Source organism: Ruegeria alba (assembly GCF_022321465.1).
Classification (GTDB): Bacteria; Pseudomonadota; Alphaproteobacteria; order Rhodobacterales; family Rhodobacteraceae; genus Ruegeria_B; species Ruegeria_B alba.
Map to the genome: position 1 here is coordinate 61,951 of NZ_JAKOEM010000005.1, position 13,424 is coordinate 75,374.

A 13,424-nucleotide genomic window follows, 5' to 3' on the forward strand; every position below is an offset into this window, starting at 1 on the left:
GTTTTCCAGGCCGTTTTTCATGACGAAAAACGGTTAACCCCTGTCAGGCGCGCCAGAACTGCACGGTGAAGAGAACATAGACCGACATGACCTCGAGCCGCCCGATCAGCATGCCCACGCTCAGCATCCACTTCGCGGCATCGTTCAGCCCGGCGAAATTGCCTGCTGGCCCGATCTCGTCTCCCAAGCCGGGTCCCACATTGGCAATCGCCGTCGCGGCTCCCGACAGCGCGGTGATGAAATCGAGCCCGGTCAGCGCCAGCCCCCAGGCCAGAACGCCCATGGTCACGATGAAAAAGACAAAGAAACTCATCACCGAGCCCAGCACATCAGGCCCGATCGGACGGCCCTGGAAGCGGGGCAGGAACACCCCGTGGGGGGTCCGGATCCGTTGCAACTGAACCTTGATCGAGGCGAAAAGCAGCTGATAGCGGAAGATCTTCACCGAACAGGCGGTCGATCCGGCGCAGCCGCCGATCAGCCCGATGACAAAGAACATGGTGACCAGGAACCCGCCCCAGCCCATGTAATCGACGCTGGCATAGCCGGTGCCCGAGATGATCGAGGTGATGTTGAACAGCGCCTCGCGAAAGGCCTGTTCAACATGATGTGGAAACACCGTTGTCAAAACCACGGTGGTCATTCCGACCAGGATCGCGATCACGATAAGGAACACATGCACCTGGCTGTCGCGAAACAGCGGCGCCGAATGCCCGTTCACCATCTGCACATAGCGCACGAACGGCAGTGCCGCGAGGATCATGAAGACCGAGGCGGCATATTCCGGCAGGCCCTGGAAAGTCCCGAACGAGGCGTCGTAATTCGAAAATCCACCGGTCGAGACCGTGGTCAGCGAATGTACCAGCGCGTCGAAGAAACTCATCCCCAGCGCGCCATAGACCAGAGCACAGGCAAAGGTCAGCGCCACGTAGATCACGGTGATCTGGCCCGCGATCTCCTGCGCGCGGGGCAGGATCTTGCCCATCGTGTCGAACCCTTCCGAGCGGAAGATCTGCATGCCGCCCACTCGCAATTCCGGCAGGAACACCATCGCAACAACGATGATGCCGATCCCACCCAACCATTGCAGAATACCTCGCCACAAAAGCAGCCCACGCGGCAAACCGTCCAGCCCGGCAATCACGGTGGAGCCGGTGGTGGTCAAGCCCGACATCGCCTCGAAAAACGCATCTACAAAGCGCAGCTCGGTGGCGCCAAAGATGAATGGCAAAGCGCCGAACAGGGGCAAAGCCACCCAAACCAGCGTGGTCAGCAAGAAGGTCTGCTGGATAGTCAGCCCCTCACGCACCCCATTGGCGCAGCTGATCGCCAATACGGCCCCCGTCATCACGGTGATGACACCGCTTTGCAGGAAAACCGGCCACGCCCCCCGCCCCTCAATCAGGTCGGTGGCAAGCGGAAACGCCATGGTGGCGCCAAGAATGGCAACCAGCAGGCCGATCACATATCCAACAGGGCGCATATCCAACATGAGGCGCAGGGTTGGCGCCCCGCGCCGCTGGAGTCAAGCGGCCGCGCGCATCACTTGCCCGAGGGGTGGGCTTTGGCCGGCAACGGGGCCGGGGCCGAGGGCTTGCGCCGCCGACGCGGGGCCGGATGCGTCGCCGCAACAGTCGCCTTGACGCTTGCGGGCGCGGACTTTTGCTCCTGTGCACTGGTGGCCAGTGCGGGCGCTATAGCACCCTGCCTTGCGGTATCCGCAGCGAAATGTGTTTCAGCGGCTGGTTTGGTCGGTTTGGGTGCCGTGGTCTTCGCGCTTGCGAAAACCGTCCTTTGCGGTGCCGGCGCGGCCGCAGCCGCCTGCAACGCCTGAACCTGTGCAAGCGGTGCATTCAGCGCCGCGCGCGACAGGATCTGCATAGCGCGCAGCTGGTTGCTGATTGCATAGCCAGCCAGCCGATACGCGGCGGCCTGGGCATGCAGCGAAGAGGTCATCAGTAGCATCGCCATCTCACTCCATCAGACAGATCGGGCGAATGCAGCATCCGGTCGGGAACACGGGTAGGCCCGATACGCGAATCTGCATCAAGGCCAGTCTACGGCACACGAGCTGTGCTTGCGCAGCAAAAATGCCGCAACGCGGCAAAAATCCGCCAAACCACTGCCCTTTGTAGAAAGTGTGGCTATCCGACGTGGAACAGAGTTGCAAACAGACGCGGGTCGAGACTGGGCGTTGCAAAGGTGGGGCCTTCGGTGAGGACCGAGACCGCATCATGGCTGTGCAGGCTCTCCTGATGGCTGGCGACCACCCGGAAATCGCCGATCCGGTGATCGGCCAGCAGCTCGGCGCAGAACAGCCGCGCCGCGTCCTCGACAAAGATCGGGTTGGCGGCGTTCAGCTCGGCGAATGCCTGCTCGTCCTCGCGCTTGACCATCACCTGAGTTTCGGTCGGCACCGCCCGGCGGCACAGCGCGATCAGGTCCTCGAACCACAGACAGCTGGCATCGCCATCGACCACCACCGACAGCCGCGCCACCGAGCGCTGCGAATGCGGCGTGGCCAGCTGCCCCCGGCTGGAGCGCGCATGTTCGCTGAGTTCCAGCGAACAAGGGCAGGTCGAGGAATAGACATAGTCCAGATGCATGATCTTGAGCCGCTCGCCGCCCTGTTCGACCAGTTCCAACGCGATGTCGTAGTACTGATACCCGCTCAGCCCCGAACGCAGGCTTTCGATCCGCTCAGGATAGGAAAACCGCATCTGGATACGCGCGTCGAACGTGTCCAGATCGGTCATGTAATCGTCCAACGCGGCCTCGATCACCTCGAAGCTAAACGTGCGCTCGGCATGTTTATAGAAGGAACGCATGATGCGGGACATGTTGATGCCCTTCTTGCCCGCCTCCAGACTGACGGTGCCGGTGACCGAGGTTTCCAGCGTCAGGTCGTCCCCTTCCTTGCGGTGAAAGCGGATCGGCAGGCGGAAATTCGAGATGCCCACATGCTGGATCTGCTGCTTTGCCCCACGGATCAGGCTGGACGGGCCATTCTGCAGGTCGGGCAGCCCGGCGCGATAGTCCGCATCGACGGTGAAATCCTCTGGGTATTGCCGGCTGAGATCGGGATAGTTCGACAGGGCCGCGTTCGGCATCAGCCGCGCGACCGAGGGGTCAAGTTCGCTGATCTCGGTGGCGGTGGCACCCGAGGCCCAGCGGCGCAACACCGCAAGCGCGGCGGAGGCTGCATCTCGATCTGGTGTCTCGTCGATATCGCGGGGGTGTAGGTTCATCGCACACATCCTCGGTCTTGTCCGTCCCACAATATGGACCGGTCCGTCACTTCAATCCACCTGATTACGCGGGATATTGCCAAGCGGTTCAAAAAAACCGATGGAAAACGACGCCTGTGCGCCAATATGGCAGCCTGGGCGGATACCGGAAGTGGCGGCACCCCCAGCGATCCGTCCTAGCCGGCGGCAGAGTCGAGAGCAGCCCGAAGGTCAGCCAGCAGATCGCCCGCATCCTCCAGCCCGACCGAGAACCGGATCAGCCCCGGCGTGATGCCCAGCGCCGCGCGCTGCTCCTCGCTCAGCCGTTGATGCGTCGTGGTCGCCGGATGCGTGGCGATGGATTTCGCATCACCCAGGTTGTTCGAGATCACCGGGATCGTCAGCGCGTTCAGGAAGCGGAAGGCAGCCTCTTTGCCGCCCTTGAGATCGAGCGACAGAACCGTGCCGCCCTTGCCGCCCAGTTGCGTCTGCACCAGCGCGTTCTGCGCATGGCTCTTCAGCCCGGGATAAAGCGTGCGCGCCAGCGCCGGATGCCCCTCCAGTGCCTCGGCCAGCTTCTGCGCGGTTTCGGCCTGCGCATTGACGCGCAGCGCCATGGTCTCGATCCCCTTGAGCATGATCCAGGCGTTGAACGGGCTCAGCGCGCCGCCGGTATGTTTCAGATAGGGTTCCACCGTGCCCCGGATGAACTCGCGGCTGCCGATGATCACTCCGCCCAGCACGCGGCCCTGACCGTCGATATGCTTGGTCGCCGAATAGACCACCACATCGGCGCCCTGTTCGATGGCCCGCGAAAAGACCGGCGTGGAGAAGACGTTGTCCACCACCACCTTGGCGCCCACCGCATGGGCGATTTCGGACACCGCGGCAATGTCGATCACTTCCAGCGTCGGGTTCGACATGCTCTCGAAGAACACCGCCTTGGTGCCGGGCCGTACCGCCGCGCGCCATTGCTCCAGATCGGTGCCGTCGACGAATGCCACCTCGACCCCGTAGCGGGTCAGGATGTTCTCAAGGATATAAAGGCACGAGCCAAACAGCGCCTTGGCCGACACCACATGGTCGCCTGCCTTCAGCATCGACACCAGCGCGCCATTGACCGCCGCCATGCCGGAGGCGGTGGCAAAGGCATCCTCGCCCCCTTCGAGCGCCGCGATGCGCTCTTCGAACATCGCCACCGTCGGGTTGCCATAGCGGGCATAAATGAACTCGTCTGGGCCGCATTCGATGAACCGCGCCTCGGCCTGTTCGGCGGTCTCGTAAACAAAGCCCTGCGTCAGAAAGACCGCTTCGCTCACCTCGCCCCATTGGCTGCGGCGGGTGCCGCCATGGACCGCCTGTGTGCGCTTGCTCCAATCCGTGCTCATATCCGTTCCTTTCGGCCCCGGAACCAGAAGGGCAAAGAAAAACCCCAATCGCGGGTCAAGCGAAAGGGGGTCTTTCATCCTGACCTTTTAGCGGTGATGTTTAGCGTGGCCCGCAATCCGGTAACAAATCGCCACGTGGTTCCTGACAAGGGGCTTTAGACCCGTGAAGCAGTTGCGTCAAGCCCGCGCGCATCGGATCGCGAAGCAGTCATCGATCTCGCGCCTCGAAACGGCGGGCGGAATTCTGCAAGAATTCCGAGACGGAAAACGGGCCGTTTTCCGAGCCGGTTTTCTTGCGAAAACCGGCTCCGCCTAGGCACGCTCGACCGCCACCAATCCCAGTTCGCGCGCTGCCGCGCGCGAGAGGATACCGCTGTCCAACCCCTGCGGTTTCTGATAGCGGCGCACCGCGGCGCGGGTCCGGGCATCCATCTCACCACTTGGTGCGCCACGATAGAGGCCGCGCACCGCCAGCGCCCTTTGCACCGAGGCTATGAATTCCGGTGTCATTTCCTCGGCGCAAAGTGTTTCGAACCAGGTTTCCTTGCGCTCTCGCACGATCTCTTGCCGGGTCTCGGTCTTGTACACCGCGGGCCGCAGCACGCTGCCATCGCTCTGTACTTCCGCCGGTTGCAACATCACCTGATGGGTCACCGTTTCGATGATCGCGGGTGTCACCTGTTTGCCCCAGCAGGTGCCGGGCGCAGCCCCCGGTGGCGCTTCGGCTGTAAAGCGCGACACTTCCGGTTCGCGGAGCGTATCCACGTCCGGCAGGCCGGCGTTGCATGCGCTCAGGCCAAGAAAGGCCAGCGCACAGAAAAGGGCGGTTCGTGACGTCATGCTCGGGCCTCTGGGGCTTTTGCCGCACCTTACCCCATCTTGCCCCCCGCGCAAAGCCTCGAGGACCGGGGGTTGGGACGCCGCAAAAGCGGCTGACAGCACACCGGCTGGCAAAACGGGCTGGCCAGACCTAAATGGCTTGGATATTGGAGTCAGCGCAACGTTACAAAGGAACATCCGAGCCATGGCAAAGATCACCTATATCGAGCATAACGGCACCCAGCACACGGTCGAGGTCGCCAACGGCCTGACCGTGATGGAAGGCGCCCGCGACAACAACATCCCGGGCATCGAGGCCGATTGCGGCGGCGCCTGCGCCTGTTCCACCTGCCATGTCTATATCCATCCCGACTGGGTCGAGAAGCTCCCCGCCAAGGACGACATGGAGGAAGATATGCTCGATTTCGCCTACGAGCCCGATCCGGCCCGCTCGCGCCTGACCTGCCAGTTGAAGGTCACCGATGCGCTGGATGGCCTTGTCGTGCAGATGCCCGAAAAGCAGATCTGATGCCGGGGGTGCTGCCAGCGCTTGCGGAGACCATTTTTTCCGCTGGCGTCGCACGCACCCCGGACAAGGCGCCGCGTCGACCGTTGCGCCTCTTGCACTCTGTGTCCCGCGGCGCGGCTCTGATGGCGTGCCTGTGGTTGGCCCCAGCCAGCGCCTGGACCTGCGAGGCGCGCTATCCCGAACGGGGTCTGCCGGGGCGCGGGGCCGAGACGGCCTTTGACAACCGTACCGCTTCGGGTCGGCACGAGGACTGGGCGGCGCGCGACGCGCAGCTTCGGTTGCATGCCGCCTATGCCGTAGAAACCGACGAATACGGCCATGGCGTATTGGGTCGGCTCAGGGATGCCAAGGCGCTGACCATCCATGTCTTTCGTCCGGGCGACCCCCGGATCACCTGCCCCGCTGAAACCACCCTGCCCGACGGCGCGGTGTTTGAGGATATCGCGCCGCATCTGGCCGATCTCGACGGAGACGGCCTGCCCGAGGTGATCGCGGTGCGCAGCACCGTCACCGATGGCGCAAGGCTCGAGGTCTATGACCGCCGCGCCCGCCTCTTGGCCGCGACACCCCCCATCGGCACCCGAAACCGCTGGCTGGCTGTGCTGGGCGCCGCCGATCTGGACGGCGACGGCTTCATGGAAATCGCCTATGTCGACCGCCCGCACCTGGCCAAGATCCTTCGCATCTGGCGCTACCGCGACGGTACCCTGACCGAGATCGCCGCCCTGCCCGGCCTGACCAATCACCGCATCGGCGAGGAATACATTTCCGGTGGCCTGCGCGACTGCGGCAGTGGCCCCGAAATCGTGCTGGCCAGCGCCGACTGGCGCCAGATCATCGCCCTGCGCCATGACGAGGACTGGCAAAGCCGGGCGCTTGGCCGCTTTTCAACTAACGCGATTGCTGCCGAGCTCGCCTGTAAGCCCCTCTAGCCACCCCTCACCCGGCAGATGGCACCACATGTTCGCCGCCAATATCGCCCAGCGACTGGAACAGGGCGGCGGTATTGCTGACCCCGAACTTCTTCAAGAGCCGCGCCCGGTGCACCTCGACCGTGCGATAACTCAGGTCCAGCTCGCGCGCGATCTCCTTGCTGGTCTTTCCCTCGCCCAACAGCGAATAGACCTCGCGTTCGCGCCGGCTCAGCGGCTGATAGCGGCGGATCTCGGAGAGGTCGGCAAAGGTCCAGACCGCGCGGGCCAGCGGTTCTTCGGGGGTAAAGGTCTGGCCGCGCACCCGACACCAGAACAACTCACCGTCGCGCCGCCGCATCACCCGCTCGTCCCAATAGAGATTGCCCTCGCCCAGATCCTTGTCGCCGCGATGCAGGATGTTCTGAAACTCCTCGTCCGAGGGGTAGAGGAACACGAAGAGCCGGTCCAGCAACTCCTCGCGCGCATAGCCGAACATGGAACAGAAGCGGTGATTGACCTCGCGGATCACCCGCGCTTCGGTCACCACGATCCCGACCGGCACCCAGTCAAAGGCCAGCCCGCGCAATTCGCGCGTGGCATAGGCGTTGTCCAACAGATCCTTGTCGACCGGTCCCGGCATGCCGTTCCTCCCTGACCCGATCATATCGCGCGACCAAGGCGAATGAAAACCTCTCTCCGGGCCGCACCGCTCCCTCTTCATTTCGCCTCCAATACTCCCGGGGGGCCGACAAAATTCGGCGAATTTTGTCGGCGGGGGCAGCGCCCCCTTGCCCGGTCAGAGTGCGCGCCAGCCGATATCGCGGCGATAGAACCCACCCGGCCAGTCGATCGCCTCGACCATGGCATAGGCCCGCTCGCGCGCCTCTTGCAGGCTGTCGCCCCGCGCCGTGACATTCAACACCCGGCCGCCGGTCGCGACGATCGCGCCCTCGCGTTCGGCGGTACCCGCATGGAAGACCATGTTGCGACTATCTTCGGGAAGCGCATCCAGGCCCCTGATCTCGCTGCCTTTCTCATAGGAACCAGGATAACCGTTGGCCGCCATTACAACGGTGATCGCGTGATCGTCGGCCCAGTTCACCCGCGCTTCGCCCAGACGGCCCTCGGCGGCGGCATGCATCAGGTCCATCGCCTGCGCGCCCAGCCGCAACATCAGCACCTGGCATTCCGGGTCGCCGAAGCGGACATTGTATTCCACCAGACGCGGCGCGCCGTCCTTGATCATCAGCCCGGCATAGAGCACGCCCTGAAACGGCATGCCGCGCCGCGCCATCTCGGCCATGGTGGGGCGCACGATCTCGTCCATCGCGCGCGCCTCGACCTCGGCGCTCAGCACCGGCGCCGGGGAATAGGCGCCCATGCCGCCGGTATTGGGGCCGGTATCGCCCTCGCCCACCCGCTTGTGGTCCTGCGCAGTACCAATGGACAGCACCTGTTCGCCGTCCACCAGCACGAAAAGCGAGGCCTCCTCGCCCTCCATGAATTCCTCGATCACCACCTCTGCCCCGGCGCCGCCAAAGGCGCCGCCCAGCATGTCGTCGATGGCCGCCAGCGCGGTCGCCTCGTCCATTGCCACGATCACACCCTTGCCAGCGGCCAGCCCGTCTGCCTTGATCACGATGGGCGCGCCCTGCGCCCGGATGTAATCCTTGGCAGGCCCTGCCTCGGTAAACCGCGCATAGCCTGCCGTGGGCGCTCCCGCCGCATCGCAGATCTCCTTGGTAAAGCTCTTCGAGGCCTCCAGCCGCGCCGCCGCCTCGGACGGGCCAAAGACCAGGAAACCGGCCTCGCGCAGCCGGTCGGCCACGCCCGCGGCCAAGGGCGCCTCGGGGCCCACGATGACAAAGTCGATGGCGTTCTCTTCGGCAAATGTCGCCACCAGCCCACCATTCATGATGTCGAGAACCGCGCATTCCGCGATCTGCGCGATCCCCGCATTGCCCGGCGCCACGATCAGCTTGTCGCATTTGGGGTTCTGCATCACCGCCCAGGCCAGCGCATGTTCGCGCCCGCCGCTGCCGAGAATGAGGATGTTCATGTGACGCGCTCCGATCTGCTTGGCCTTGGTTGTCCGGCGTTCTAAGCTGCGGCGACTCCTTTCTCAAGCCACCAGCGGAGCGCCCAATTGTCCGACCTCCTCGACGACCCCCAACCGGGCCAGAACATGCCCGAATTCACCGTCACCGAGATCTCGGGCGAGGTGAAGCGCACGCTTGAGGGCAGCTTTGGCCGCATCCGGGTGCGCGGCGAGGTCGGGCGCGTTTTCAAGGCCCGGTCGGGACACCTCTATTACGACATCAAGGACGACCGGAATGTGCTGGCCTGCACCACCTGGAAGGGTCAGGTCGCGAGCCTTTCGGTGGTGCCCGAAGAAGGGCTCGAAGTTGTCGTGACCGGCCGTCTGACCGCCTTTGGCGCCCAGTCGAAATACAACCTGAACGTCGACGAGGTGGCGGTCGCCGGTCAGGGCGCGCTGATGGCGCTGCTGGAAAAACGCAAGAAACAGCTTGAGGCCGAGGGGCTGTTCGCGCCCGAACGCAAGCGGCCGCTGCCCTATCTGCCGCAGATCATCGGGGTGATCACCTCGCCGCAGGGGGCGGTGATCCGCGACATCCTGCACCGGCTGCGCGACCGGTTTCCGCGCAAGGTGCTGATCTGGCCGGTGGCCGTGCAGGGCGCCAATTGCGCCCCCGAGGTGGCCCGCGCGATCGACGGGTTCAACCAGCTCACCCCGGGCGGCGCGCTGCCCCGGCCCGACCTCTTGATCGTGGCGCGCGGCGGTGGCTCGATCGAGGATCTGTGGGGTTTCAACGAGGAAATCGTCGCCCGCGCGGCAGCGGCCAGCCAGATCCCGCTGATCTCGGCGGTGGGGCACGAGACCGACACCACACTGATCGACTTCGTCTCGGACCGGCGCGCGCCCACTCCGACCGCCGCCGCCGAGATGGCCGTCCCCGTTCGCCTCGAACTGCTGGCCTGGACCGGCGAACAGGGCGCCCGCCTGTCGCGCGCGGCCTCTGACGCGGTGCAGAGGCGCGCCCAGCGCCTGCGCGACCTGTCGCGCGCGCTGCCCCGGCCCGACAGCCTGCTGGACACGCCGCGCCAACGGCTCGACCGCGCCGCCGAACGCCTACCCGCCGCCCTCACACAGGGGGTCCAGCGTCGCCGCCTGCGCCTGACCGAACTTTCAGCACCGCTGCGCCCCGCCAGCCTGCGCGCACTGGTCGCCGCCCGCCGCGACCGGCTCGCCCATTTGGGCTCGCGCCTGTCGCCGCACGCGCTGGACCGCGAGATCGTGGCACAGGGCGACCGGCTGACCCGTCTGTCGGACCGCCTGCACAACGCCCACACGAGCCGCGTCGACCGCCTGCGCCAGCAGCTGCAGGCCACCGACCGGCTACGCATCCAGCTCGGCTACAAGGCCACGCTCGCGCGCGGCTACGCCGTCATACGCGACGATCAGGGCGCGCTGCTGACCACCCGCGCAGAGGCGGCCAAGGCCGCAGCCCTCCAGATCGAATTCGCCGATGGCACGCTCGACGCCGGCGCCGCCCCCGCAAGAGCCGCCAGCAGACCGAAACAGACCCCGCCCGAACAGGGCTCGCTGTTCTGATGCTGACGATCTGGGGCCGCAAGACCTCCTCGAATGTGCAGGCGCTGATGTGGTGCGTGGGTGAACTCAACCTGCCCCATATCCGCCACGACGCCGGGCATCGCTATGGCGGGCTCGACACGCCGGAATTCGGCCGCCTCAATCCCAATCGCACCATCCCGGTACTTCAGGACGGCAGCAACCCACCAATCTGGGAAACCGGTGCGATCCTGCGCTATCTCGCCGCCCGCTATGGCAAGGACAGCTTCTGGCCCGCCGAGCCGCTTCGGAGGGCGCGGGTGGATCAATGGGCCGAATGGGCCAAGCTGAACGTGGCCCAGGCTTTCACCACGCCGGTCTTCTGGCGCGTGGTCCGCACCGCTCCCGAAGAGCGCGATCCCGACGCGATCAAACGGGCCGTGCGTGACCTCGAGGTAAAGCTCGCCCTCGCCGACACCCAGCTTTCGCGCCACACGCATATTGCCGGAGACGCTTTCACCCTGGCCGATATCCAGCTCGGACATATCCTCTATCGCTACTACGACATCGACATCGACCGCGCGCCGCTGCCACATCTGCAACTCTACTATCAACGCCTCGGCGCGCGTCCGGCCTTCCGCCAGCATGTGATGATCTCTTACGAAGAGCTTCGCGTGACCTGAGCCGCTTCATTTCGCCCGAAATACTCCGGGAGAATCGCCGCAGGCGATGGGGGCAGCGCCCCCAGCCCGGCCTCAGACCCCGACATCCGGCCCGTAACAGAGCATCTCTTCGCCGATCTCGTCGGCCTCGTAGAGTTCGGTCTGGGTCGGATCCCCCTCGAACTGCGCCACCAGCCCACCGCCGGTATCACGAAACACCCAGCATTGCGGATCGGACCTGTCCTCGTAAACGAAACAGATCTGTCCCGCCGCCTCGTACCAGATGCCTTCCTTGCAATCGCCGTCGAGAAACGACCAGATCACCCTGCGCCCGGAAAGATAGCGCTCCACACCATAGGCAGTGCCGTCAAAGCCATAGAACAGCGTCTTGCCCTGCGTATAGCGGTCGAACTCCTCCGCCGACATGACAGGCTGCGCCAGCACCGGTGGTGCCAGCATCGCGAGAATCAGGGCCAATCGCATCATGCGCTCAAGTTTGGCAGAAGCCGCCGCCGGGGGCTACTCACAGTTCTCTGTGACCTCGTGAACCCGCGGGTCCATCACCCGCCGCCAAAACGGCGGCACCGTTGCCAGAACCGCCATGATGGGCATCGCATAGGGCCATTGCGGCATCCCGGGGTCCAGCCGCAGCGCCGCGAAATCGCGGGCCGGGTACTGGTGGTGATCGGAATGGCGGGGCGCGTTCAGCATCATCGCCGAACTGTACCAATGCGGCGCATTCCAGGAATGGTGCGCGCGGGCGGGTTCGTATTTGCCATTGGCCAGCGTTTCGCGTCGAAGCCCGTAGTGCTGGATGTAATCGGCCAGCAGTAGCTGTATCTGCGCATAGCCCGCCAACAGCAGCAGCACCAGCACGCCGCGTCCGCCCGCCAACAGCCAGGCAGCCGCCAGCATCGCCGCCGCCCCTGCCAGATAGGCCCGGTAGGGGGTCGCGCCCCGGCCCTTCCTCAGCGCCCGCTCGGCCGCCAGCCCGGCGCGGAACGAACCGATCCAGGCGCGCGGCAAAAAGGCCCAGAACCCCTGCCCAAACCGCGCCGAGTTGGGGTCGCGCGGGGTCGCCACCCAAAGGTGATGCACCCGCATATGGGCCGAGGTGTGGTGACCGAACAGCAGGCTGACATAGATCGCCGCTCCCAGCCAGTGCTGCCAGCGGTCCCCCCGGTGGATCAGTTCATGCGCGTTCGAATTCGACACCTGCCCGAAACACAGCGCTACCGCCACACCCAGAGCCACCGCCTTCAAGCCGCTCAGCGCCCCCTGCGCCAGCGCCGGGATCGCCAGCGCCAAAAGCGCGAAATGCGCCCCCGCCAGCACCACCGGCAGGGCTTGCGCGCCCGCCCAGTCAGTCGCTGCCAGCGGTCGCACCGGCAGCTTGTCCATCACCGCCACATAGACGGTCATCCAGATCAGCGCCCCCCAGGCCCAGCCCCCCCCAAGCAGGCAGGCGGTGCCAAGCACCGCATAGGGCGACAGGCTGGCAAGGATATAACGATACATGCGGGCTCCCTCGGTATCGGTGCGTCTGCTTAACATCGCGTCACCCGCGCGAAAATCCCCTTGCTCGCCCGGTGCCGCCCACGTCAACTGGGCCCAAAGACCGGAGGACCCTGTGAGCCACACCCTGTTCTGGATCGCCGCCGCCTGTGCCCTGACCTATCTGGCGCTGACCGCCCGCCCCGCCAGCCTGATGCGCAGCGCGGTCAAGACCGCCTCGGTGGCGCTGCTGGCGCTGATGGTGCTGGTCGCGGGCGGCCCCATGCTGCTGGTGCTGGCGCTAGCCCTCTGCGCGCTGGGCGACTGGCTCCTGTCGCGCGAGACCGAGGCCACCTTCATGGCCGGTGTCGGCGCCTTTGCCGCGGGTCACCTGGTCTATGTTGCCCTGTTCCTGACCCATGCCACCAGCGAGACCGGGCGGCTTGCCGAAGAGTGGCCACTGGTGGCGGGCCTCGCGGTGCTGGGGCTGGTCATGGCCAGCCTGCTCGGCCCCCGCGCGGGCGACCTGCGGGCGCCGGTGCTGGCCTATATCCCGATCATTCTCGGCATGGGGCTGGCCGCACTGACCCTGCCGCAGGCGGGCATGCTGGCCTGGGTGCTGCCTGCGGCAGCCGCCTTCATCGCCTCTGACATGATCCTCGCGACCGAGAAATTCCTGCTGCCGCCCGGCCACCCGGCCCTGCGCCTGACCCCCTATCTGGTCTGGCCGCTCTATTGGGGCGCGCAGATGGGCTTTGCCCTTGCGCTCACCTGACCCTTTGCAACCGGCGCCAATCCG

The 13,424-nt window shown here is 65.3% G+C and carries 14 protein-coding genes and 1 riboswitch; of the genes, 5 read left to right on the forward strand and 9 right to left on the reverse strand.

Annotated elements, in window-relative coordinates:
* Positions 1-43: 43 nt before the first annotated feature.
* The 5 genes from MB818_RS08150 to MB818_RS08170 form a co-directional block, all read right to left on the reverse strand.
* Entirely contained in the window at positions 44-1,492 is a 1,449-nt protein-coding gene (locus MB818_RS08150) for a TrkH family potassium uptake protein (protein ID WP_238904738.1), read from the reverse strand.
* Positions 1,493-1,542: 50 nt separating this feature from the next.
* On the reverse strand, positions 1,543-1,965 hold the full coding sequence (locus MB818_RS08155) for a hypothetical protein (protein WP_234216241.1): 423 nt from the start codon (positions 1,963-1,965) through the stop codon (positions 1,543-1,545).
* A 179-nt stretch (positions 1,966-2,144) separates the two neighbouring features.
* Positions 2,145-3,248 (reverse strand): GTP cyclohydrolase FolE2, encoded by a 1,104-nt coding sequence (gene folE2, locus MB818_RS08160; protein WP_234137826.1) that lies wholly within the window; start codon positions 3,246-3,248, stop codon positions 2,145-2,147.
* Between the two features lie 176 nt (positions 3,249-3,424).
* On the reverse strand, positions 3,425-4,615 hold the full coding sequence (metZ, locus tag MB818_RS08165) for an O-succinylhomoserine sulfhydrylase (RefSeq protein ID WP_234137825.1): 1,191 nt from the start codon (positions 4,613-4,615) through the stop codon (positions 3,425-3,427).
* A 67-nt stretch (positions 4,616-4,682) separates the two neighbouring features.
* Positions 4,683-4,760, reverse strand: a riboswitch (SAM riboswitch).
* A gap of 167 nt (positions 4,761-4,927) precedes the next feature.
* Positions 4,928-5,455, reverse strand: coding sequence for a peptidoglycan-binding domain-containing protein (locus tag MB818_RS08170; RefSeq protein WP_234137824.1), 528 nt, complete (start codon positions 5,453-5,455; stop codon positions 4,928-4,930).
* A gap of 184 nt (positions 5,456-5,639) precedes the next feature.
* Between MB818_RS08170 and MB818_RS08175 the strand changes: the two genes are divergently transcribed.
* Together MB818_RS08175 and MB818_RS08180 are read left to right on the forward strand one after the other, a co-directional pair.
* The gene (locus MB818_RS08175; protein ID WP_011047086.1) at positions 5,640-5,963 is read left to right on the forward strand and encodes a 2Fe-2S iron-sulfur cluster-binding protein; all 324 of its coding nucleotides are present in this window, start codon (positions 5,640-5,642) and stop codon (positions 5,961-5,963) included.
* 122 nt (positions 5,964-6,085) lie between these two features.
* Complete coding sequence (locus MB818_RS08180) at positions 6,086-6,895, forward strand: FG-GAP repeat domain-containing protein (RefSeq protein ID WP_238904740.1); 810 nt, start codon at positions 6,086-6,088, stop codon at positions 6,893-6,895.
* A 7-nt stretch (positions 6,896-6,902) separates the two neighbouring features.
* On the opposite strand, the gene MB818_RS08185 is transcribed toward MB818_RS08180, so the two are convergent.
* The gene (locus MB818_RS08185; protein WP_234137822.1) at positions 6,903-7,517 is read right to left on the reverse strand and encodes a LuxR C-terminal-related transcriptional regulator; all 615 of its coding nucleotides are present in this window, start codon (positions 7,515-7,517) and stop codon (positions 6,903-6,905) included.
* 156 nt (positions 7,518-7,673) lie between these two features.
* Positions 7,674-8,936 (reverse strand): phosphoribosylamine--glycine ligase, encoded by a 1,263-nt coding sequence (gene purD / locus MB818_RS08190; RefSeq protein WP_238904743.1) that lies wholly within the window; start codon positions 8,934-8,936, stop codon positions 7,674-7,676.
* An 87-nt stretch (positions 8,937-9,023) separates the two neighbouring features.
* Here purD and xseA point away from each other — a divergent pair, with 87 nt between their 5' ends.
* Together xseA and MB818_RS08200 are read left to right on the forward strand one after the other, a co-directional pair.
* Positions 9,024-10,511, forward strand: coding sequence for an exodeoxyribonuclease VII large subunit (gene xseA / locus MB818_RS08195; protein WP_238904745.1), 1,488 nt, complete (start codon positions 9,024-9,026; stop codon positions 10,509-10,511).
* Positions 10,511-11,152, forward strand: a complete 642-nt coding sequence (locus MB818_RS08200; protein WP_238904748.1) for a glutathione S-transferase family protein — start codon at positions 10,511-10,513, stop codon at positions 11,150-11,152. Before xseA ends, MB818_RS08200 begins: the two co-directional genes overlap by 1 nt.
* Positions 11,153-11,224: 72 nt before the next feature.
* Here MB818_RS08200 and MB818_RS08205 read toward each other — a convergent pair whose 3' ends face one another.
* Positions 11,225-11,614: a hypothetical protein gene (locus MB818_RS08205; RefSeq protein WP_439653282.1), complete on the reverse strand. Its 390-nt coding sequence runs from the start codon at positions 11,612-11,614 to the stop codon at positions 11,225-11,227.
* Positions 11,615-11,650: 36 nt separating this feature from the next.
* Positions 11,651-12,649 carry an alkane 1-monooxygenase gene (locus MB818_RS08210; protein WP_238904751.1) on the reverse strand — a complete coding sequence of 333 codons (999 nt, stop codon included), beginning with the start codon at positions 12,647-12,649 and terminating at the stop codon, positions 11,651-11,653.
* Between the two features lie 112 nt (positions 12,650-12,761).
* Here MB818_RS08210 and MB818_RS08215 point away from each other — a divergent pair, with 112 nt between their 5' ends.
* On the forward strand, positions 12,762-13,400 hold the full coding sequence (locus tag MB818_RS08215; RefSeq protein WP_238904753.1) for a lysoplasmalogenase family protein: 639 nt from the start codon (positions 12,762-12,764) through the stop codon (positions 13,398-13,400).
* Positions 13,401-13,424: the final 24 nt, after the last annotated feature.